This window comes from Aquimarina litoralis (assembly GCF_039523995.1).
GTDB classification, from domain to species: domain Bacteria; phylum Bacteroidota; class Bacteroidia; order Flavobacteriales; family Flavobacteriaceae; genus Aquimarina; species Aquimarina litoralis.
On the sequence record NZ_BAAAGE010000002.1, the window covers coordinates 1,007,912 to 1,027,761 of the forward strand.

The following is a 19,850-nucleotide window of genomic DNA, read 5'->3' on the forward strand; positions in this document are numbered from 1 at the left end:
TACTCTTTATTTTTACGAGGGCAAATGTAATGTATTTAATGTACCTTTGAAAATTATGAAAAAAGAAAATGTAGATGTACTAGTTATTGGCGCTGGTCCTTCAGGCAGTGTAAGTGCTGCATATCTTAACAAACATGGAGTCAACGTTAAGGTAGTCGAAAAAACAAAATTTCCACGTTTTCAAGTGGGGGAAAGTCTCATTCCCAGATGCATGGATAACTTTGAAGAAGCTGGTCTTCTTGATTGTTTGATGAAGCAAGGGTACGAAAAGAAATATGGTGCTCGTTTTATCAAAGATGGTGTAAAAGGCTCTTTTGATTTTAGCAAAAAACACGGTGAAGGATGGGACTGGACTTGGCAAGTACCTAGGGATCATTTTGACAAAACATTAATTGACGAAGCTATCTCACAAGGTGTTAGTGTTGATTTTGAAACTGAAGTTACTGATGTACAGTTTGACGGAACAAATTCTTTAACCACTGTAAAGCATAAAGACGGTTCAGAAAGCGAAATTGAGGCTAAGTTCATCATAGATTCCAGTGGTTTTGGTAGAGTTATTGCAAGACAACTAGGATTAGAAGCACCCCCGAAAATTGCTGAACACGGATCTATTTTTACACAGGTAAAAGATGTAAATAGACCTGAAGGAGTTGAAGGAACTACAATTACATTTGAAATTATAGAAACCGAGGTATGGTTTTGGTACATTCCTTTTTCTAATGGCAACACAAGTATTGGTTTTGTAGGCCCAATGGAATGGATCAATAAATTTGAAGGTAACACAACCGAAGTTTTACAAGAAATGATGAAAACTTCGCCATATTACTACGATCAGTTTAAAGATGTTCCCTATCTTTTTGAACCTTATAAAGTAGAGAACATTTCTAAAAATGTTACCAAGCTTTTTGGTAATGGTTTTGTGCTAACTGGTAACAGTGCAGAGTTTTTAGATCCTGTTTTTTCTTCAGGGGTTTCGTTTGCTACAGAAACCGGTTTGTTAGCTGCTAAGTTAGCTATCAAACAATTGAATGGAGAAGAAGTTGATTGGCAAGAAAATTTTGTTGATCATATGAAACGCGGAGTTGATGTATTCTCTACTTATGTAAAAGAATGGTACACAGGAAATCTTCAGAAAATTATTTTCCATGATAAGCCAAGAGAAGATTTCAAGGAACAAATATGTGCGGTATTAGCTGGGTATGTTTGGGATCAAACCAACCCTTTTGTAAAAAAACACAATCACATTGTTAGAAATGTAGCCAAACTAATCGAAATGGAAGAGGAAAAAATAACGGAATAAATTTCTTCTACAATTTATACAATAAAAAAAGGAGGCGTTTTGCCTCCTTTTTTTTATCCAAATATTCTCGTTTAATCTCAAAATAATTGTTTTTACAGTTGCTACTAACTTTTAGTTTCTATTATTTGTAATAGGGATCATGTTTATCAAGATCACAAGTAAATAAAATTGTATTATCAATTCTACCTAAAAACCCAATACTACATTAAAAAAAATTTAAACAAATAAAGTCAATAAACATTCAAATAAAGTATGTCATATTAAACCCACTTATATTTTATAGCACAAGTACTATTTAGCTACAGAAACTTTTAGTAATAAATTATTCTTTTTACCATCAAAAGCTTCAAAAATCATATCTTGGTTAGGCAGCGTAGCGGCTTTGTATACTTCTAGGTTATCCAAACGAGAATTTCTGATGTCACTTCCTGTTAAAATCGGTTCTTTAACAACTTCTCCAGTAGCATCATCTATAGTATATGATGTTAGATACAAGAATTCTTTTTTACCATCAAAATATCTCGTTGGATATTCATCAAAAGACCTTTTAAGGTTAGTAAAATCATCGATATGAAACAAATAATGTTTACCAGAATTTTTAAAATTAAGATATGACATACTCCTCTTTCCTCGCGCACCAATTTGATATTTTGGTAATCTATGAAACCAAACTACAGTACCATCAGAAGTAATTTTCGAAGCTATCACATCTCTGTAGTAATATTTATACGTAGTTCTAGATCCCGATGAACTAGACGTTGTAAATGACTCAACATACCGCTGTTCTCCTAGTATAACTGCGCTTCCATCTTCATTATATACAACGTCATTCACTTTTAAATTTTCAAAATCCTTTTTATCTTTTTCGTCCTGTGTTCCTTCATTAATGCGCTCTTCTCTTTTTAATGCATACTGTTCTAATGTACCTGCTGGAATATCACTTTTGATAATTGAAGAAACAGTTCCTTCATTACTTAAGCTTGCAGAAAACAAACCTGAAGCTTCTATTTTATTATCATTATTTACATAAAAACCCGAAACCCTAACCTTACCTTGCTTATCTAAACCAAGTACAGCATCCATTATCGATTTACCTGGTAGTTCTATCTTACTTTTAATAATATCTTTAGGGTTTTCTTTTATTTTAAAAACTTCCGTTCTATAAGTGTTTTCTAATTTATCCTTTTCTTCTGCACCAGAATTAAAAATAGAAGCAGTCATATAAAAACTTCCTTCATTATCTATCGCGAAATCTTCATTCTCGATACGTTTACTAACATACGGTAATCGCACTTTTCTGCTCCAAAGCAATTTTAAATTCGAGTCATAAACACTAATTCCTATTTTATCAGCCTTGTCATTTGCTGTTTTTACTCTAAATAACACTAATAATTTAGTACCATCGAAAGACTTTTTAAAAACGAATTTGTTAATTCTTCCTCCTGCATCGAATCCATATGTACTTTTAAATCCAACATCATTGGTAATATTATCTTTATCACTACCTACTAAAACCGGTTTTTCTGCAATAATCCCTGTTAGTGATATTCGCTGCGCAAACGCCTTATCCTTGACGGTATAAAAGGCAACCGCTTTACCATTTAAATTCATGACTGTTTGAAAATCTCCTTTATCTTCAATTACCTGTCTTTTTTTGACATCTTCCTTGAGATCTTTCAAAGAAAATCTTTGAATGGTCATATCCTTTCTTCCCTTTTTTATAGCTACCATATGCTCTCCAGAAGCTACGTAGTAGGAACTTAAACTTTTGATCCTTTTATACTTTTCTCCTATTTTAAAATTAAAATCTTCAGAAAGTACAGGTTTTTGACCATAGTTATATCCTGCAATTAGTAGAACAAAAACTAGAAGGGCTTTTATTTTCATTGTAAATTTTCTTTTATCAAAACGCATAGGTCATTGTATTTGGGTCGTGTTTCACAAATATATGATTATAGATTGAAATCACTATTTATATCCTTTGATATCATAACATCTTAATTTTTCAAAAATTATTCCAAACAAAAAAACTGATTTTCAACTTTTTAAAATTATCCAGAAAATAAAACGAAAATAATGACAAAAAAATGTTGCATTGTAGATTCATAAAAGCTACATTTGCATCCGCATTTGAAATATTAATGTGGAGTTCATAATCAAAATTTGATTTAGGAGAGGTGCCAGAGTGGTAATGGAGCAGATTGCTAATCTGTCAACGCGTAAGTGTTGCCTGGGTTCGAATCCCAGTCTCTCCGCTTTAATTTTGAGTATTATTTTCAAAATTCGGGGTGTAGCGTAGCCCGGTTATCGCGCCGCGTTTGGGACGCGGAGGTCGCAGGTTCGAATCCTGCCACCCCGACAATTTGAAAGATATAATTTACTGGTCGCGTAGCTCAGCTGGATAGAGCATCTGCCTTCTAAGCAGACGGTCACAGGTTCGAATCCTGTCGCGATCACAAAAAGCCTTACTTTTTTGTAAGGCTTTTTTGTTTATATAACTTATTTATGTCTACCATTTATTTTCTTTTTAGTGGTTCTAATAATCAATGTTGCAGAAAAAACGAATAATTAGTAGATAATCTATGATTAGTAAAAAATATTCTTTTCAATATATCAAATGAATTAATATTTATTGGAATAGGATTCAGAAGCCAATTAAATGCACCTTACTTTTGGCAAAAACCAAAATCATCATGGGATTATTTGCAACCGACAAAAAACAAATCACTTTAATTTACAATTCGGAAACATCTATTGGAAGACAAACGTATGCTTATACTATCAACTCCAAAAAAGAGATAAGAAGTATTGATACATCAAAAACAAAAATAACAGGAACACAATGGACAGAAATTGCAGAAAAACTAGATGTCGAAATTCAAGATTTAGTGGATAAAAAACATCCTAACTTTAAAAACCTATACAGCGAAGATATTAGCCTCGAAACCCATGATTGGTTAAAAATACTAGAAGAAAACCCTCAGCTAATACAACCTTCTATTTTAATTAAAAAAGAGGAATTTTATCTTTTAAAAAATCCAACGGATTATCTAAAACACATGGAATCAGACAGCGCTGGAGTATCTAGGAATCCAGAAAAATAATCCTATAAACAAAAGTTTAAAAACACTAATACCTTATACCTTATATAGATATAATAAATTTATAAACACATAAATTTATATTTACGGAGAATAACGACGATGTCATCTCCTATATCAGAACACTGTTAGCGCAAAGTTTTAGCATATAATTAATCCCAAACCAATTATGATATTACTATAAAAAAAGAGACTATCTCTAAATAGACAGCCTCCTTTTTATTTTATTGACCTTCTTCATTACAACCAGTCAATCCTACAGCGTGAGAAACATCAAACCCACAATAAGACACATCCCATTGACACCCTATATTACGACCACATTCATGCTTAGGCAAACCATAACAATGAAAAGGTATCAATGGAGTACCTCCATTTATTGATCTTTGATCGAGCTTACTTAGACTACTGACATTCTTTAATTCTAAAAGTGATTTTAACATAATAAATTTAATTTAAGAGTAATTAATTCCTGAACATTTAAAGACAATCAGGATTATTGTCTTTAACTAACTATTCTAAATGAACTTATTGTTATTTTTGATTTGATTATATTCAAATTATCAAATAAATATAGCACAAAAGTTGAATTTTCCCTTATTCAATTAAAGATAAGATATTCATATAAATTAAGGAGTCATACGTCTTAATCGCTATTACTTTTTAGGCCTAAATACTTTTATATGATCATCATTAGTATCTAGAAAAGGATGCCCTATCAATTCTAGACAATAAGGAATTGCAGGAAAGACTGCTTGTACACATTCTCTAATAGATTTAGGCTTACCAGGAAGATTTACAATTAATGTTTTATTTCTAATTCCAGCAGTTTGTCTGGATAAAATTGCTGTGGGAACATATTGCAAACTTTCTTGTCGCATCAACTCCCCAAAACCTGGCATCATCTTTTTACATACATTTTCCGTGGCCTCTGGAGTGACATCTCTTGGCGCTGGTCCAGTGCCTCCTGTGGTAAATATTAGACAACACCCTTCCTCATCACTGAAAGCAATTAGTTTTTCTTCGATAAGATGTTGTTCATCAGGAATTACTTGATACAACGGAGTCCAATCCGATGAAATATATTCACTCATTACCTTTATAATTTCTTTACCAGAAATATCTTCATAAACTCCCTGACTAGCTCTATCTGATATAGTAAGGATTCCAATTTTTATTTTACTCATGTAAATAATTTTAATTTGGTCAATGTTTTCTCAATACGTTCTAACCTATTTATTCGATTCGATGCAATAATAAGGAGAGAAAACATTAAAAGCAACATAGTTGCATTTGTGTTTTTATTACTAACTTTGATCTCACAAGTATATTTAATTTTAGTCTTTATAGTGATGAATATTTCAAAGAAATTACCTGTTACAGTATTAAGTGGGTTTCTAGGAGCTGGAAAAACCACTTTATTAAACCATATTTTACATAACAAAGAAGGTCTTAAGGTTGCGGTTATCGTAAATGATATGAGCGAAGTGAATATTGATGCACAGCTTGTAGAAAACGAAAACACACTATCTAGAACTGAAGAAAAACTTGTAGAAATGTCCAACGGTTGTATCTGTTGTACATTACGAGAAGATTTGATGATTGAGGTTGAAAAACTGGCTAAAGAGGATAGGTTTGATTACTTAATTATCGAGAGCACAGGAATATCTGAACCGATACCAGTAGCACAAACTTTCAGTTTTGCCAGTGAGGACGGACAACTGGATTTAAGCCGATTTAGTTATGTTGACACTATGGTTACAGTGGTAGATGCTTTTAATTTTCTAAAAGACTTTTCTAGTCCTCAATACTTAACAGATAGAGACCTCACTAATATAGAGGGAGATGATAGAACTATTGTTAATCTTCTTACAGATCAGGTAGAATTCGCAAACGTAATTTTATTAAACAAAGTTGACTTGGTTACCGAATCTGAATTAAGAAATTTATATGACATCATTCATAAATTAAACCCTAAGGCTCGAATTATTCCGACTCAAAATTCAGAGATATCACTAGCCGAAGTAATTGGTACTGGTTTGTTTGATTTTGATGAAGCAGAAGCATCTGCCGGATGGATACAAGAACTAGAAAACGAACATATTCCTGAAACAGAAGAGTACGGAATAGGTTCTTTTGTATACCGAAGTCGTAAACCTTTTCATCCAGAGCGATTTTTAGATTTTGCGACAGAACACTTCCCTTCAAATATAATTCGTAGTAAAGGATTGTTCTGGCTTGCTTCTAGACCTAATCAAGCACTTATTTGGGGTTCGGCCGGAGGATCCTTAAAAACAGATCCTGCCGGAGTTTGGTGGGCTTCTATGCCGTTTACTGATCGAATTGGTTACGCTGCTTTTGTAAATAACCAAGAAATGATTGAATCTGAATGGGATGCAGTTTTTGGGGATCGCAAAACTGAACTTGTTTTTATTGGTCAAAACCTGGATGTTACAGGTACAACCGAGCTATTAGATTCTTGTTTGCTTACGGAAGAAGAAATTATCGAATGGAAAAACAATCAGTTTTTAGCAAAAGACAATTGGCCAATCCCTACCTATCAAGAACCAACACTTTAAATCCATAATGGTAATAGATATTATTAAAAGTCTTGACACCTTTAAAATATAACGCTAATATTTTATGATTTCTTTAGATAATTTGTTAATGCAATAATATTGCATTAACAAATTATCTTTTATATTTACGAGTAATTAAAACATTATCACTCTTAGATATTATCATCATAAAATCATCATTATGTTACAAAGAAAATTTGACCAAGTTGTAAAGCAGCATTATCCTAATGCTAAGGATGCAAAAGATACCTCCATTCATTATTTAGGAAAAATGCAAAATGAGCACAAACTTGATATTTCAAAAGTCTTAATGGCTACATCAGTTTGCTCGGACGATATTAATATTCCTTCTACAACATTTTTTAATGTTTTATTTGGGCCCTTTATCATGGGAGGACTTGGAGGAATCCCATTTGTAGGTCAGACAGGTATGACCGCTTTTGCGCATCACATTCCTGATGAAGGAAGTGCCTTTATATTTTACGGACCACACATAGGAGTAACCTTAGATGGTGATTTAGGCAAAATGTACCGTCCTAGACAAGAAGAAACAGGAAATTCCTGCGGAGCCCTTATGTTAGCACTTAGTCGACTTCAAGATTCGCACTATCAACCCGTATTGAATGAAAATGATTACCAGCAAATGAAGCTGGAAGAGAGCTTATTACCTTACAGGGAAGACATCATAAATAGTGACAATCCGCAGAAAGCTATAACGGAAGCAACCTATGATATTATTGACAAAAAAATTCATGAGTATGTAAAAACATGTAAGAATGAATTCCCTGTAGATAAAGTTGCTCTTTTAGGAGGAATCATCATCAATACAGATTATGGTTTAGACGATTATTTTGATGCTAAAAACTTTGAAATAGTAGACCTTAAAAGTCTATAATACTCTTTCTTAGATACAACGTTTTTTTAATCGACAAAACTATTTTCATTATTGTGAAAAAACACCTATATTTTCTTTGTCCTACCGATTATTTAGAGTCAATTATAAATGCTACTTTTCGTGAGGAGAACTATTATTATAGCTCTTTAGGAAACTCTATAACATTTGATTCGGAAATGGTAGGAATAGGTTGATACGAAAGAATGATATTAAAGAAATCACCTTTGCATTATCCGACAACAATCGTATTGTTAAAGACGCTATAAAAAACCGCCATTTTATAGATATCAAAGGTTTAAATGATTTTTATGAGCAAATTCATAAGCAGAAGCAACATTCAGATATACTTTGGCAAACAGATCATCCTTATTTTTCAGTTTTCTCATACCATTTGAATAAAAAAATTAATGAGTTACAACTTGCACTGAACACTATATATAAGATTCCTATAAAAATAACCGGTAAGATTTATATTAAAAAGGAAGCTATTTTTAAAAACATTTATTCTGATTTAGTTTGTGTAGACAAACATTATCTAAACTAATCTCCAAAATTCCTTCAAAAGCTAATCTCAACAGAAATTATAAGGAGAAGTATTCGTCTAATACTATAAAAAGATAGTATCTTAAACTATTACTTAAAAACAATACCTTTTAAATTAATATCATAGTGGTTAACAATAAAGAAGCCATCATAACGGTTGTAGGTTTTTTAGGAACTGGAAAAACTACATTACTCAAACACTTATTAACTAATTTTATCAGTGAAAATTGGGATCCATTTGTCATTCTCAATGACTATGAAAATGCGTATTTGGATGCTCAACAATTTTCTGAACAAATTAAATTAAATAGTATTAAACCATTAAGTGGCAGTTGCATTTGCTGTAGCGGTATTGTGGAACTAAGAAATGTGATTAATAGAATTCCAGACCGAAAAAACGGAATCACTTTAATTGAAGCTAATGGAACATCAGATGCGTGCACATTGATGGAGTTTCTAGGTGTTGGGCTGAATGAACGGTATTTACCTCCTATCCAAGTATCTGTGGTGGATGTTAAAAACTGGCAACATAGAGGCGAACACAATGAATTAGAAACAAATCAAATACAGGTTTCTTCTTTGATTGTACTAACGCATATACATACTGTTTCTTCAAATAGAAAAACTACTGTAGTTGAAGAATTAAAAATATTAAATCCATTCGCAAAAATTACGACAATGAAGGATTTGAATGTTTTATCACTTCCTGAATTAGTACCCTCGAACAATGTTGCCCAGCAATTTAATCATCAAAAAGCACATTGGGCATCTAGTTCTGTGGATTTACCCAACCTTCCTGAAATTGACTGTATTTACAAGATTTGTGAAGCTCTTCCTAAAAGTATTCTTAGAGTAAAAGGATGTACCCAAATAAGAAATGACAAAAACTACACCTACTTCGAAAGAAAACCTGATGGAGATATCTATATACGACCTTTTAATGGAATACCTATAACAGGAGCTAAACTTCTTACTATTGGACCAGGAAGCAACCCTTCTGCTTTAACAGAAGCAATTGAAAACAGTATTCAAAATATAAACCATTAACTATAATTGAATTAATCTGATACCAATTGCAATTGGTATCAACATAAAAAAAATCGAGTTAAAATTACTTTTAACTCGACTTATAATTGATAATTTATACTGATAAAGTTTTATTCTTTATCAGCTTCACTTTCTTTAGCTTTTTCCTGATCTTCTTTAATCATTTTCTCATCTTCCTCCTTAATTTGTTTATGCTCAGAAGCTAACTTTTGGTGTTCTTTTTCCATGGTCTCATGCTCTGCACTCATAGACTCATGCTCCTTTGTCATCTGCTCTAACGTAATTTCACCAGAAACATGTTTAGCTTCAAGCTCTGCATGTTTTTCTATTAATGCTTTGTGCGCAGCGATTAACTCTCCATGTTTTGCCAAAACATCAGTGTGTTTTTTTTCAGTAATCACATGAATCGAATCGTTTTCTAATGTTTTATGCGCATTCACCATTTGTTGATGATCATCCTTCATAGCACTATGCTCTTGAGCCATAGTCTCATGAGACGTTTCCATGGTTTTGTGTTTCTCTACCATTGCTTTGTGCTCTGGAGATTCTGCTGGATTTTGCTTGCAAGAAACAAACAAAATTACTGCTACTAATACTGTTAATTTACTAAGTGTTTTCATAATATGTAGTTAAGTTTTGCTAAGTTAAATAAAAAAACTCCCTCTTTATACAGGATAGTTTTTTTTTAATATTGATAAAAGTTCTTTATGTATACTTCTTAAAATGATTGTTCTCTGATTAAAAATTATTATTTTAACCGTATCAACGGGAATTTGAACATAATATTATGGAAATAAAAAAAACTAGGAATACAGAAAAACAAAACCTGGTTAAAGAAATTTTATCCAAATCGGAGCACACATTGTCTGCAGATGATATCATGCTCGCCATGCCTATAAAAGTCAATAAAACTACGATATATAGGATTTTGGATCGTTTTACAGAAAAGGGAGAAGTTCATTTCGTGACGGGTAAAAATGGAAAAGCGTATTATGCTTTATGTGGTAATAGCTGTGGAACTTCTCACAAAATCCATAACCATATTCATTTCGAATGTCAAATATGCAATGAAGTTACCTGCCAACCAAACACACTTCATATTCCTAATTTAGAAGGGTTTACGATACAGGAAACACAGTTTTTAGTGATTGGTATTTGTAATAAATGTAAAAAATGAAACCATCAGCTCTCCAGCTAATGGTTTCGTAACTACACATCCCAACGATAAAATAAAATGATATTCTTTTTATCTTACAGCGATAGGATAGTTTTCTCCTCGGCTACTAACTGTGCCGGATGTTCTTGGTCCGTTATTTCTAGCATGCATGATTCCAGCTACATGTGGTGATGCCATTGACGTACCGCTTAAAGTTGCATATCCTCCGTTTAGATATGTACTTCTTACACTACTTCCTGTAGCAATTACATCTACTGGATTCATATTATAATTAGAAAAAGATGAGAAACCTCTGTTACAAGTCATAGAAGCTACTGTGTAAATATTATTTCCATTTACACAAGCAGGCTGATAATTTGCAGAGTTCGCACTACTGTTTCCTGCAGCGATAGCTATTCTTGTCCCTCCGTTAGCTAATGCAGTTAAAGCACTTCTATAAGAAGAGTTGTTAGCACATCCTGATCCAAAGAAACCTCCTAGACTTAAATTAGCAACATCACCTGGTAAATCATACTGACCTACATGATTGATCCCTGATAAGATTGTAGATGTACTAGTTCCCCCACTACATCCAAAAACTCTTACCGGTACTACTGGTGCACCTGCAGAAACTCCTACAACACCAATTCCGTTATTGATTGCTCCCGCGGTTCCCGCAACATGCGTTCCGTGACCGTTACAATCATTTGCAGAACCTCCCACAAAAGATCTTGCGTAGGTAGTATTCGTTACTACATTAAGATCTGGGTGATCTAAATCAATACCTGTATCAATTACCCAAATCCACTCATCTCTTCCAGCGCCATTTCCAGCTCCACCAGCACGTGTAATTCCACAAGGTGTCTGCTGTGCCATTCTTTGAGACTGCTCTCCAGAGATTACTTCTTCTATTTCGAATTTTGGTAACTCCACTACTCTATCATATTCTATAGAAGCAATATTGTCATCTTTTGCTATTTTTTCGAATTCACTATCATCAAGATTAATTGCTACTCCAGAAATTTTCGTAGTGTAATAGCTTAATACTTTGGACTGATCTACATTGTACTCAGATAAAATTGTATTCATTTTTTTAATAGAAACCTCCGAGATATCGCGAACGGCACTTGCCTTGTCCTCTCTACTCGTAAAAGATCTTTTTTCTAAAACCTTTGATGCTGGTTCTACCTTAGAATCCTTGAACGTAATAATAAATTGTCCTGGAATAATTTTACCTTCTGTACTCGTTGGTTGTACAATTGTTTCCACCGTTCCGTCCGAAAAATTTTCGTTTTGACAAGAGGTGATCATCAATGCTGAGAGCATAGCGCCCGCAGCTAGTTTACTAAAAGTTTTCATATGAGTTAAATTTGTGTTAGTGCCCAAAATTAAAAATTCAAATGAAAAAATCACTGTGGTAAAACCATAGGCCAACGTATTAACAAATCCATTTTTAGGGTAAAAACAACCAAACAAAAAATACTAATGCAACACTACTGCATTAGTATTTTCCGCTGTTGAGAAGAGTTTTACCTTTAACAAAAGATTTCAAATTTTGTTTTAAATGAAAATAAATTCACCAAAACATTTAACTTTTATTTAACTAAATTTAACTATAAAAAAATCTTTTTAACATCTAACAACCCCATTAAATGTTTAATCTACAACAAAATAGATCAAACAAAATGATATAATATCTACTTGCTAAATATAATCAGAGCTTTAAATTTGTACGATATATTCTAAGATTCACTAGAATTCTTATATTTACCCAATGAGGAGTCTTTCTTTAAAAAATATTATTTCTCTATTTTTTCTTTTCAGTTTTCTCTTGATAAGAGTTGCTGACTTGCATGCGTTTTCTCATTTCTCCGATGATATTGGAGTAGAATGTGAATTATGTGAGATAATCATTACTCATCATCAGTTTACTCCTTTTTCTAATCATGATGTAGAAAGTTTTGAGTACAAACCTTTTATTGTCTGTTATAAAGAAACCACTAACTTTAACTATACTACACTCAACAATTGCATTACGCTACCTAAAACGGTCTACAACAAACCTCCCCCTAGTTGTTAAGTCTATACGAAGTTTTTATTTTTTCATGTTATTTTTTGTAATCTTTCTGCACATATAAGATGTTTACAGCAGGTTAACAAGTTGTTTTATATATCTGATAAAACGTTATGTTTGCATACACCTAGTCATTAAAAGCTTCGCTTAAAGAAACAATTGATATAGTCTAAGTCCTATTTTTTTCCACTAAAGAAACTCTAGACTCTATCATTGAAAATTTCTCATATTACTTTTCAAACTTATTTTAACATTAGCTATGAAAAACCTGTTTTTTATACTATTCGCTGTACTATTTACGTCTTGTGGTTCCAACGAAGAAGAAGAAAAAAGAGTTTTACAAATAAAAGAAGGAGATAGTACTTTAGTTGTAAATATTCCCAAGGCTGCATGTAAAAAGTGCCAAAAAATATTAGAAGAAGGAATTCTTAAAGAATCTGGAGTTCAACAATCTATTTTGAATCTCCATACGAAAAATCTTTCTGTAGTTTATACTCCGGAAAAAACTTCACCACGAATTTTAGAAACAACTATAGAAAGACTTGCTACACAAATCCCCTGTAAATAATTAAATTATTGTAAACATGAAATTTTTTAAAATCATACTTCTTGGAGGCATACTCCTTATATCAACGTCATTTAATAGCACACATCCCATAAAATTGACCTCTTCGTTAATTCAAAGCTTTCCAAAAGACAACGTATTAGGTGTAGAATGTAGGGTTTTTATTGATGACTTTACTTTTAGCATGAATGATACGTATACCAAGAACTTTAATGCTAGCAATTTATCAAAAGACGATATAAAAGCTATTGAAAAATATTTTCAGCGTTATTATAAGATCATTATTAATGACCAGGTTTATCCGCTGATCTATACTTCTTCCGAAGTCTTTGAAAAGCACAACGTACTCTCTATAAAGTTTGCTAAAAAAATTCCTTCAATTACAGAAGGAGATCAAATTTGTATAGAAAACACTCTATTTTTTGAAGATTTTGGTTTTTTACAGTCCAATAGAATGACCGTAAGAATTCCTCCTCATATTTCTGAAGAGTATTTTGAAGTCACCTCTTTAGACGAACCCATAACTCTAAACCTATAAACCATACAAAACATAAACTAAACTTTTAATACGTAAATTTTTAATGGATAATTTCGGTTCTTTTTTTATTAATGGATGGGAGCATATTGTAGATATTAATGCTTATGACCATTTGTTATTTGTAATGACATTGTGTGCTGCTTTCAAACTAGAACAATGGAAACAAATATTAGTAATCATAACAGCCTTTACTATTGGACATAGTGGAACTCTTATTCTCAGCGCTTTAGATGTGATACCGGCTAATTCCAAACTCATAGACACTTTAATTCCTTTTACCATTATGATAACCGCCATCGCTAATATTGTAAACTATGGCAAAGAAGGTAAATTCTCGGATACCAAAATAAAATACACCATTGCGTTGGTTTTCGGTTTAATCCACGGATTAGCTTTTGCTAGTAATTTTAAATTCATGTTATTTACTGATAGTATTGTTATGCCTTTATTTGCTTTTAATATTGGAATAGAGGTTGGACAGCTATTCATTGTACTTTTATTTACCATTGCTTTGTGGGTATATACCAAATTCATCAAAGGAGAACATCTTAAATGGAATCTATTTGTATCAGGAGCAGGTTTTGGAATAGCAACTACAATTTTCCTAAATGCTCTTAATGGAGCTTAGTTTACCTTATATTTCTTTATCTGTTTTTAAGTCATAAATAAAATCTAATAAAACATCAAGATATACAATGGAAATACTAGGATAATTTGTATTTTTTGGGCTAAAATTATAGAAGAAAAAATTCAACAATTTTAAGTCAAGAATTAACTAATCCAATTACAGTTGGTACTTTCATTAATTACAAATTTATAACCCTTGAAAACCAAACAAATGAAATTTCACACAAAACACTTATTAGCTAAAATACTCCTAATAGCAGTTACTTTTACAGCTTGTAAACAGGAGAAAAAAGCATCAGAAACAGAAACGACAACTGACCAAGTAGAAACTGAGGTTAAAGAAGAAGTAGCAAAGCCAGAAATCATATTAGATAAACTTGAAGGTTCTCCTGCATATGCCGATGCAACACTTATATTGGATACGCCAGAAGAAATAGTTGCTAAAGCATCTGGCGAGATGGACTTTTCGTTTAAAGTAGAAAACTATGAATTAGGAGCACAAACTACAGGTCCAAACCCAGAAAAATTAGCAAACTCAGGAAAAGGACAGCACATTCATTTTATCCTGAATAACCAACCGTATTCTGCTCATTACGAACCTACTTTCAAAAAAGAAATTCCTGATGGCGTTCATCATTTAGTTGCTTTTTTAAGCCGTTCATTTCATGAGTCTGTAAAGAATGAAAACTCTGTAGTAGTTCGCAAAGTAGTAGTTGGAGAGAACCCAAAAGATACTATAGGTCTTGATATGAAAGCTCCAACACTTATTTATAGCAGACCTAAAGGTGAATATTCTGGAAAAGGAACTGAACAGGTTTTATTAGACTTTTTTGTTCTGAATACTGAATTATCTCCAGAGGGGAATAAGGTACGTGCAACCATCAATGATAAAGTATACATGCTTACAGAATGGACTCCTTATGTAATGAAAGGATTACCTAAAGGAGAAGTGTCTATCCAATTAGAACTTATAGACGCAGACGGAAATTTAATTCCAGGACCATTTAATAACGTAAAGCGTACGGTTACACTTAAAGAATAAAACCAATACCAAAAGGCTTTAAAATAAAAGTCCAGTACAACTTTGTACTGGACTTTTATTTTAAACTATTCTTAGCACTATTTACTTTTTATACAGAAATCGTACTCGCTTTAGAAACTTTACTTTTTTTATGATCAAAATAAAAATCAATTCTACCCAAGTATAATCCAAAGCAACCTACCTGATTTACCATCACCTCTTTATCTTTTCGGTTTTGTACTATCGTTGGTTCTTTAAGAAAAGTATGTGTATGTCCTCCGATAATAAGATCTATATCTTCTGTCGCTTTGGCTAGACTTATATCCCCTACTTTATTTGGTTCTTTCTTATAATCATATCCCAAGTGAGACAAGCATATTACCAAATCACATTTTTCTTCATTCTTTAGTTTTGAGGTCATATCCTGAGCAATCTCAATCGGATCCAAATATTTCGTTTCCTTATATAAATCTTTCATCACCAATCCCTCTAAAGCAATACCAAGTCCAAATATTCCGATCTTAACACCATCTTTTATGATAATTTCATAAGGCTTTACAAAAGTATCCATTACCGTATTGGAAAAATCATAGTTCGCAGAAACGAATTTGAATCCCGCATAAGGCAATTGTGCATGTAAACCTTCAATACCATTATCAAAATCATGATTCCCAATAGTAGCTACATCATATTTAAGCATACTCATTAGCTTAAACTCTAATTCTCCTCCATAAAAATTAAAATAAGGTGTCCCTTGAAATATGTCTCCTGCATCCAACAATAAGGTATTTGGATTTTCTTTTCGAACATTTTCTATAATTGTGGCTCTCCTTGCAACACCTCCTTTATTTGCATTTCGTCCATCTTCTGGACCAAATGGATCTATATGACTGTGCACATCATTGGTATGTAAGATGGTAATCTTTTTAGTGTAATTCCCTGTAAAAGATGATAAACCCGAACCTCCTAATACTACCGCTCCTGCTGTTACAGCTGTTTGTTTTACAAATTCTCTACGCTTCATTCCTATACCTTATTTGTTAATTTGTATGAACCTATCATCCCTTACAGGATTAATTGTATCTACTTTTTTGAAATAGTCAATCATGGCATTTCGAATTTTATAATTCAGTATGTGTGAATTAGTTGATTCCTTAAAAAAAGACATATTACTACCTCCGTTATATAGATAATCATTTGTCGCCACGAAATATGAAGTCTCGTCATCAATCTCTTTATCATTAATTAATGCATTTACAACTTCAAAATTATGATCCAAAGTAAGTTTTAATCCAGAAATTGGATGTGCTCTTTTAGATTCCTGTAAATACGCAATCAACTTTTTAACTAAAGCTCCTTTCATTTCGGCTACGATTATGCTATTCTCAAAAGGCATTACTTGATATGCTGTCCTTGCACTTATATTCCCTTTGGAAATAGGAGCTCGTATTCCTCCATAATTTAGAAGTACCATATCAACTTTGTTACCTGTTCTAGAATTAAAAACTGGATTTGCTTGTTCTAATACTATATCTGCCATTAAATTACCAATAGCAGTATTCAGATCTCCATCACCTTTGGAATACGTTTGTGGAGCGTAAGCCAAAGCACTATCTAGCATTTTATTTACATGAGCTTTATAAGGCTTAATAAAAGCTTCAACTTCTGGATCGCTAGCAATAGCTTCGTTAATTTCAATTCTTTCACCTTCGATATTATTAAGGTAATTACTTTTCTTACATGAAGAAAAAATTGTTAGAAGTGCTATTATAAAATAGCTTTTTAAAAGCATCTTTTTCATTGATTATGAATCGTATATTTCTTTATTAATTCGAAGTCAAACTTAAGTAATTCGATCTAAAAACCAGTGCGCGAATGTGATTAATTTATTCTATTAATCTACCAGTAGCATCCCTAAGAATGTAATTACAATGATCTACATCATCGTCATTGAGTTCGAGTACACCGATCACCTCCACAATTTGATCCGTTTTATATTTTGTATTATTTTTAAATATCACTTCTACAACAGATTCAGGTCCAGATCCTCCGCAGAAAAAACAGGAGGACATTGGGTTTCGAGAAAGTAGAAAAAACTGATCATCTTCTGATGAAAAGTCTAGAAAATATCCTGTAAGCTTTATTTTGGTACCTTCAAGAGCTTCTACAGAGCTATCAAATGTTGGTTTCAAAAAATAATCATCATAGTTTACATTATAAACATTACGAAACGTTACTTGCGCCAAGTCATTCCAGGATACTTTTTTTTGAGAAAACAAGGTCGAAGTAACACTAAATAATACTACGATAAACAAACAAAACTTACGCATCAGCTAATATTTTAGAAACATTTAATTTTAATAAAGACAAAGAGGCTATAATTGCTGCTGGCAAAGTAGTAACCATTACTAGTAACAACATATAAACCTCTTCTCTATTAGGCATGCCGAACTGAAAATCATATCCATAAGCATCGGAGAAAACTGAAAACACCCAGACGCCTAATCTACCAAACAACCAACCAAAAATAGCACTGATTAAAGTTAGCATTAGCGCTTCCAAAAAAACAAGTTTTATCAACTGAAACGTACTTATTCCATAGGTTCGCAATAAGGCCAACTCCTGTTTTCTTTCTGTTACTGATCTTACAACATTAATAAAAATACTAAGGGAAGCAATAAAGAGAATTGCTAAAGAAATCCCATTAATTGTCTGAAAACCTACCCCTAAAAACGTCGTTAATCGATCAATTTCAAATTTTGGAATTGCTGCTTGCATTGTAGATTTTTCGTTTACAAACCTGGATGTCTGCAACGCTCCTATCGGATTTCTAAATTTAACCAATAATGAAGTGATTTCTTTTTTTTCTGAATGACCTTTTTCTAAGTGATGGTGTTCTTCTTTATGATCATGCTCGCTTTCATTCTTAGCATCCTCTTCCGAATGTTTATGTTCTTCGGCAGGGTGTTGCTCTTCATTTTCATGAGCATGCTCATCTCTTTCATGATCATGATCGTCATCTTTATGAGATTGTGTTTGTGTGATAAGATTAAAATTCTCTTTCTTAACGGGATCTTGATGCTTTTGATGTTCCTCTTCATTTTCATGATCTTTATCATCCAAGTGTTCATGAACTTCCCAAATACTTTCGAGATTTGTAATAATCAGATTATCAATGATAGTTCCTGTTGGTTTCAAAACACCAGTAACCACAAAAGGCTTTTCTTCATGAGTTTCTAAACCGCTTTCAGCCAAACCATGACTGCTTACAAAAGTTTTACCAACCTTAAGATTTATTTGCTTTGCAACTTGACTTCCGACGACAGCTTCGAATGATTTTTCATATAATCTTCCGCTCTGCAATTGTGCTTTATAAACCTCTAAGTATTTGTGTGTAGTTCCTAAAATTCTATATCCTTTATAATTATCTCCATATGAAACAGGAACCTTATATTTGACCATTGGTTTTTTAGCTATTTTCATAGCCTCCTCAAGATCTATATTTCCAGTCGGATTATCTATATGCAAAAGAGACGATAATACTAATTGCAGGGGACTTCCTTTGGCCCCAATAACCATATCAAAATGCTTCGTATTTCCTTCTAAATGTTCATTAAGTTGTTTTTTTACTTGCAAAATGAACGTAGTAAGTGAAATACTGAGTATCAAGAGTAAAATACTCAATATCGTATTTAGAGGTTTGGAAATAAGATTTTTGTACGCTAAGTATAACAATTTTATAGGTTTATATGATTATTAAAATGGGGCTTTACTCGCTGATCATGCGTTATGATTACCAAGTTACTATTGCAGATCTTAGCTTCCTTTTTTAGAAGAGAAACCACTATTTCGCAATTGATATCATCCAAATTAGATGTAGGTTCATCTGCTAATATAATTTTAGGTTTATGTATCACTCCTAGAGCTATCGATAATCGTTGTTGTTGTCCTTCGCTAAGCTGATATACCTTTTTATGCATTTGATCACATAATCCTAAATGCATTAATAACTCTTCTCTTCGGTATCGATCACTTCTACTCTTTGAGAATTTTTCTCGAATCAACAAGTTTTCTATTACAGATAAAGATTTTATAAAATAGGATTTCTGAAAAATGAGACCAATATTTTGCCCTCTAAAATGATTTAACTCACCTCTTGATAATCTATTTATATGAGTATCTCCAATACAAACATCTCCCGTATCTATAGGCAAAAGCCCTGCCAATAAATGCAATAAAGTAGTCTTTCCCACGCCAGATGCTCCTAAAACCAATAAACTCTCTTTGGAAGGAAGATGAATGTCGGGAAAAATTAGATTTTGATCTTCGGAGTGCTTATAAGCATATTGAAGAGACCTTGTTCGTATCATAAAAACATTTTGTCAAAAGTATAGAAATTATATT

The 19,850-nt window shown here is 32.5% G+C and carries 20 protein-coding genes and 3 tRNA genes; 13 read left to right on the forward strand and 10 right to left on the reverse strand.

Features of this window, described 5'->3' with window-relative positions; translation table 11 throughout:
- Positions 1 to 55: 55 nt before the first annotated feature.
- Positions 56 to 1,300, forward strand: a complete 1,245-nt coding sequence (locus ABD077_RS13510; protein ID WP_343912816.1) for an NAD(P)/FAD-dependent oxidoreductase — start codon at positions 56 to 58, stop codon at positions 1,298 to 1,300.
- A gap of 291 nt (positions 1,301 to 1,591) precedes the next feature.
- Here ABD077_RS13510 and ABD077_RS13515 read toward each other — a convergent pair whose 3' ends face one another.
- Complete coding sequence (locus ABD077_RS13515) at positions 1,592 to 3,187, reverse strand: hypothetical protein (RefSeq protein ID WP_343912817.1); 1,596 nt, start codon at positions 3,185 to 3,187, stop codon at positions 1,592 to 1,594.
- 284 nt (positions 3,188 to 3,471) lie between these two features.
- Between ABD077_RS13515 and ABD077_RS13520 the strand changes: the two genes are divergently transcribed.
- The 4 genes from ABD077_RS13520 (at position 3,472) to ABD077_RS13535 (ending at position 4,404) form a co-directional block, all read left to right on the forward strand.
- A tRNA-Ser gene (locus ABD077_RS13520) sits at positions 3,472 to 3,555 on the forward strand.
- A 29-nt stretch (positions 3,556 to 3,584) separates the two neighbouring features.
- Positions 3,585 to 3,659 (forward strand) — tRNA-Pro (locus ABD077_RS13525).
- A 23-nt stretch (positions 3,660 to 3,682) separates the two neighbouring features.
- Positions 3,683 to 3,756, forward strand: a tRNA-Arg gene (locus ABD077_RS13530).
- Between the two features lie 237 nt (positions 3,757 to 3,993).
- Positions 3,994 to 4,404, forward strand: coding sequence for an arsenate reductase family protein (locus ABD077_RS13535; RefSeq protein WP_343912818.1), 411 nt, complete (start codon positions 3,994 to 3,996; stop codon positions 4,402 to 4,404).
- Positions 4,405 to 4,625: 221 nt separating this feature from the next.
- Here ABD077_RS13535 and ABD077_RS13540 read toward each other — a convergent pair whose 3' ends face one another.
- Both ABD077_RS13540 and mog read right to left on the reverse strand, forming a co-directional pair.
- Positions 4,626 to 4,844: a hypothetical protein gene (locus ABD077_RS13540; protein WP_343912819.1), complete on the reverse strand. Its 219-nt coding sequence runs from the start codon at positions 4,842 to 4,844 to the stop codon at positions 4,626 to 4,628.
- Positions 4,845 to 5,057: 213 nt separating this feature from the next.
- Positions 5,058 to 5,588, reverse strand: coding sequence for a molybdopterin adenylyltransferase (gene mog, locus ABD077_RS13545; protein WP_343912820.1), 531 nt, complete (start codon positions 5,586 to 5,588; stop codon positions 5,058 to 5,060).
- A gap of 165 nt (positions 5,589 to 5,753) precedes the next feature.
- On the opposite strand from mog, the gene ABD077_RS13550 reads away from it, so the two are divergent.
- The 3 genes from ABD077_RS13550 to ABD077_RS13560 all read left to right on the forward strand — a co-directional run bounded on the left by ABD077_RS13550 (position 5,754) and on the right by ABD077_RS13560 (position 9,465).
- A complete protein-coding gene (locus ABD077_RS13550) occupies positions 5,754 to 6,980 on the forward strand; it encodes a GTP-binding protein (RefSeq protein ID WP_343912821.1) in 1,227 nt (408 codons plus the stop codon).
- 181 nt (positions 6,981 to 7,161) lie between these two features.
- Entirely contained in the window at positions 7,162 to 7,875 is a 714-nt protein-coding gene (locus tag ABD077_RS13555; RefSeq protein ID WP_343912822.1) for a hypothetical protein, read from the forward strand.
- A gap of 669 nt (positions 7,876 to 8,544) precedes the next feature.
- Positions 8,545 to 9,465 (forward strand): GTP-binding protein, encoded by a 921-nt coding sequence (locus ABD077_RS13560; protein WP_343912823.1) that lies wholly within the window; start codon positions 8,545 to 8,547, stop codon positions 9,463 to 9,465.
- 110 nt (positions 9,466 to 9,575) lie between these two features.
- On the opposite strand, the gene ABD077_RS13565 is transcribed toward ABD077_RS13560, so the two are convergent.
- The gene (locus ABD077_RS13565; protein ID WP_343912824.1) at positions 9,576 to 10,085 is read right to left on the reverse strand and encodes a hypothetical protein; all 510 of its coding nucleotides are present in this window, start codon (positions 10,083 to 10,085) and stop codon (positions 9,576 to 9,578) included.
- 167 nt (positions 10,086 to 10,252) lie between these two features.
- Between ABD077_RS13565 and ABD077_RS13570 the strand changes: the two genes are divergently transcribed.
- Positions 10,253 to 10,642: a Fur family transcriptional regulator gene (locus ABD077_RS13570; protein WP_343912825.1), complete on the forward strand. Its 390-nt coding sequence runs from the start codon at positions 10,253 to 10,255 to the stop codon at positions 10,640 to 10,642.
- A gap of 69 nt (positions 10,643 to 10,711) precedes the next feature.
- On the opposite strand, the gene ABD077_RS13575 is transcribed toward ABD077_RS13570, so the two are convergent.
- The gene (locus tag ABD077_RS13575; protein ID WP_343912826.1) at positions 10,712 to 11,980 is read right to left on the reverse strand and encodes a S8 family serine peptidase; all 1,269 of its coding nucleotides are present in this window, start codon (positions 11,978 to 11,980) and stop codon (positions 10,712 to 10,714) included.
- A 974-nt stretch (positions 11,981 to 12,954) separates the two neighbouring features.
- Here ABD077_RS13575 and ABD077_RS13580 point away from each other — a divergent pair.
- The 4 genes from ABD077_RS13580 (at position 12,955) to ABD077_RS13595 (ending at position 15,467) form a co-directional block, all read left to right on the forward strand.
- Entirely contained in the window at positions 12,955 to 13,263 is a 309-nt protein-coding gene (locus tag ABD077_RS13580) for a cation transporter (protein WP_343912827.1), read from the forward strand.
- A 16-nt stretch (positions 13,264 to 13,279) separates the two neighbouring features.
- The gene (locus tag ABD077_RS13585; protein ID WP_343912829.1) at positions 13,280 to 13,798 is read left to right on the forward strand and encodes a DUF6702 family protein; all 519 of its coding nucleotides are present in this window, start codon (positions 13,280 to 13,282) and stop codon (positions 13,796 to 13,798) included.
- Positions 13,799 to 13,841: 43 nt separating this feature from the next.
- The gene (locus tag ABD077_RS13590) at positions 13,842 to 14,426 is read left to right on the forward strand and encodes a HupE/UreJ family protein (protein ID WP_343912831.1); all 585 of its coding nucleotides are present in this window, start codon (positions 13,842 to 13,844) and stop codon (positions 14,424 to 14,426) included.
- Between the two features lie 210 nt (positions 14,427 to 14,636).
- Entirely contained in the window at positions 14,637 to 15,467 is an 831-nt protein-coding gene (locus ABD077_RS13595) for a hypothetical protein (protein ID WP_343912832.1), read from the forward strand.
- 88 nt (positions 15,468 to 15,555) lie between these two features.
- On the opposite strand, the gene ABD077_RS13600 is transcribed toward ABD077_RS13595, so the two are convergent.
- The 5 genes from ABD077_RS13600 to ABD077_RS13620 form a co-directional block, all read right to left on the reverse strand.
- A complete protein-coding gene (locus ABD077_RS13600; RefSeq protein WP_343912833.1) occupies positions 15,556 to 16,470 on the reverse strand; it encodes a bifunctional metallophosphatase/5'-nucleotidase in 915 nt (304 codons plus the stop codon).
- A 9-nt stretch (positions 16,471 to 16,479) separates the two neighbouring features.
- Positions 16,480 to 17,247, reverse strand: a complete 768-nt coding sequence (locus tag ABD077_RS13605) for a 5'-nucleotidase C-terminal domain-containing protein (protein WP_343912835.1) — start codon at positions 17,245 to 17,247, stop codon at positions 16,480 to 16,482.
- Positions 17,248 to 17,332: 85 nt separating this feature from the next.
- The gene (locus ABD077_RS13610) at positions 17,333 to 17,776 is read right to left on the reverse strand and encodes a hypothetical protein (protein ID WP_343912836.1); all 444 of its coding nucleotides are present in this window, start codon (positions 17,774 to 17,776) and stop codon (positions 17,333 to 17,335) included.
- Positions 17,769 to 19,130 carry an ABC transporter permease gene (locus ABD077_RS13615; protein WP_343912837.1) on the reverse strand — a complete coding sequence of 454 codons (1,362 nt, stop codon included), beginning with the start codon at positions 19,128 to 19,130 and terminating at the stop codon, positions 17,769 to 17,771. Before ABD077_RS13615 ends, ABD077_RS13610 begins: the two co-directional genes overlap by 8 nt.
- A gap of 53 nt (positions 19,131 to 19,183) precedes the next feature.
- Positions 19,184 to 19,816, reverse strand: a complete 633-nt coding sequence (locus ABD077_RS13620; protein WP_343912838.1) for an ABC transporter ATP-binding protein — start codon at positions 19,814 to 19,816, stop codon at positions 19,184 to 19,186.
- Between the last annotated feature and the right edge of the window lie 34 nt (positions 19,817 to 19,850).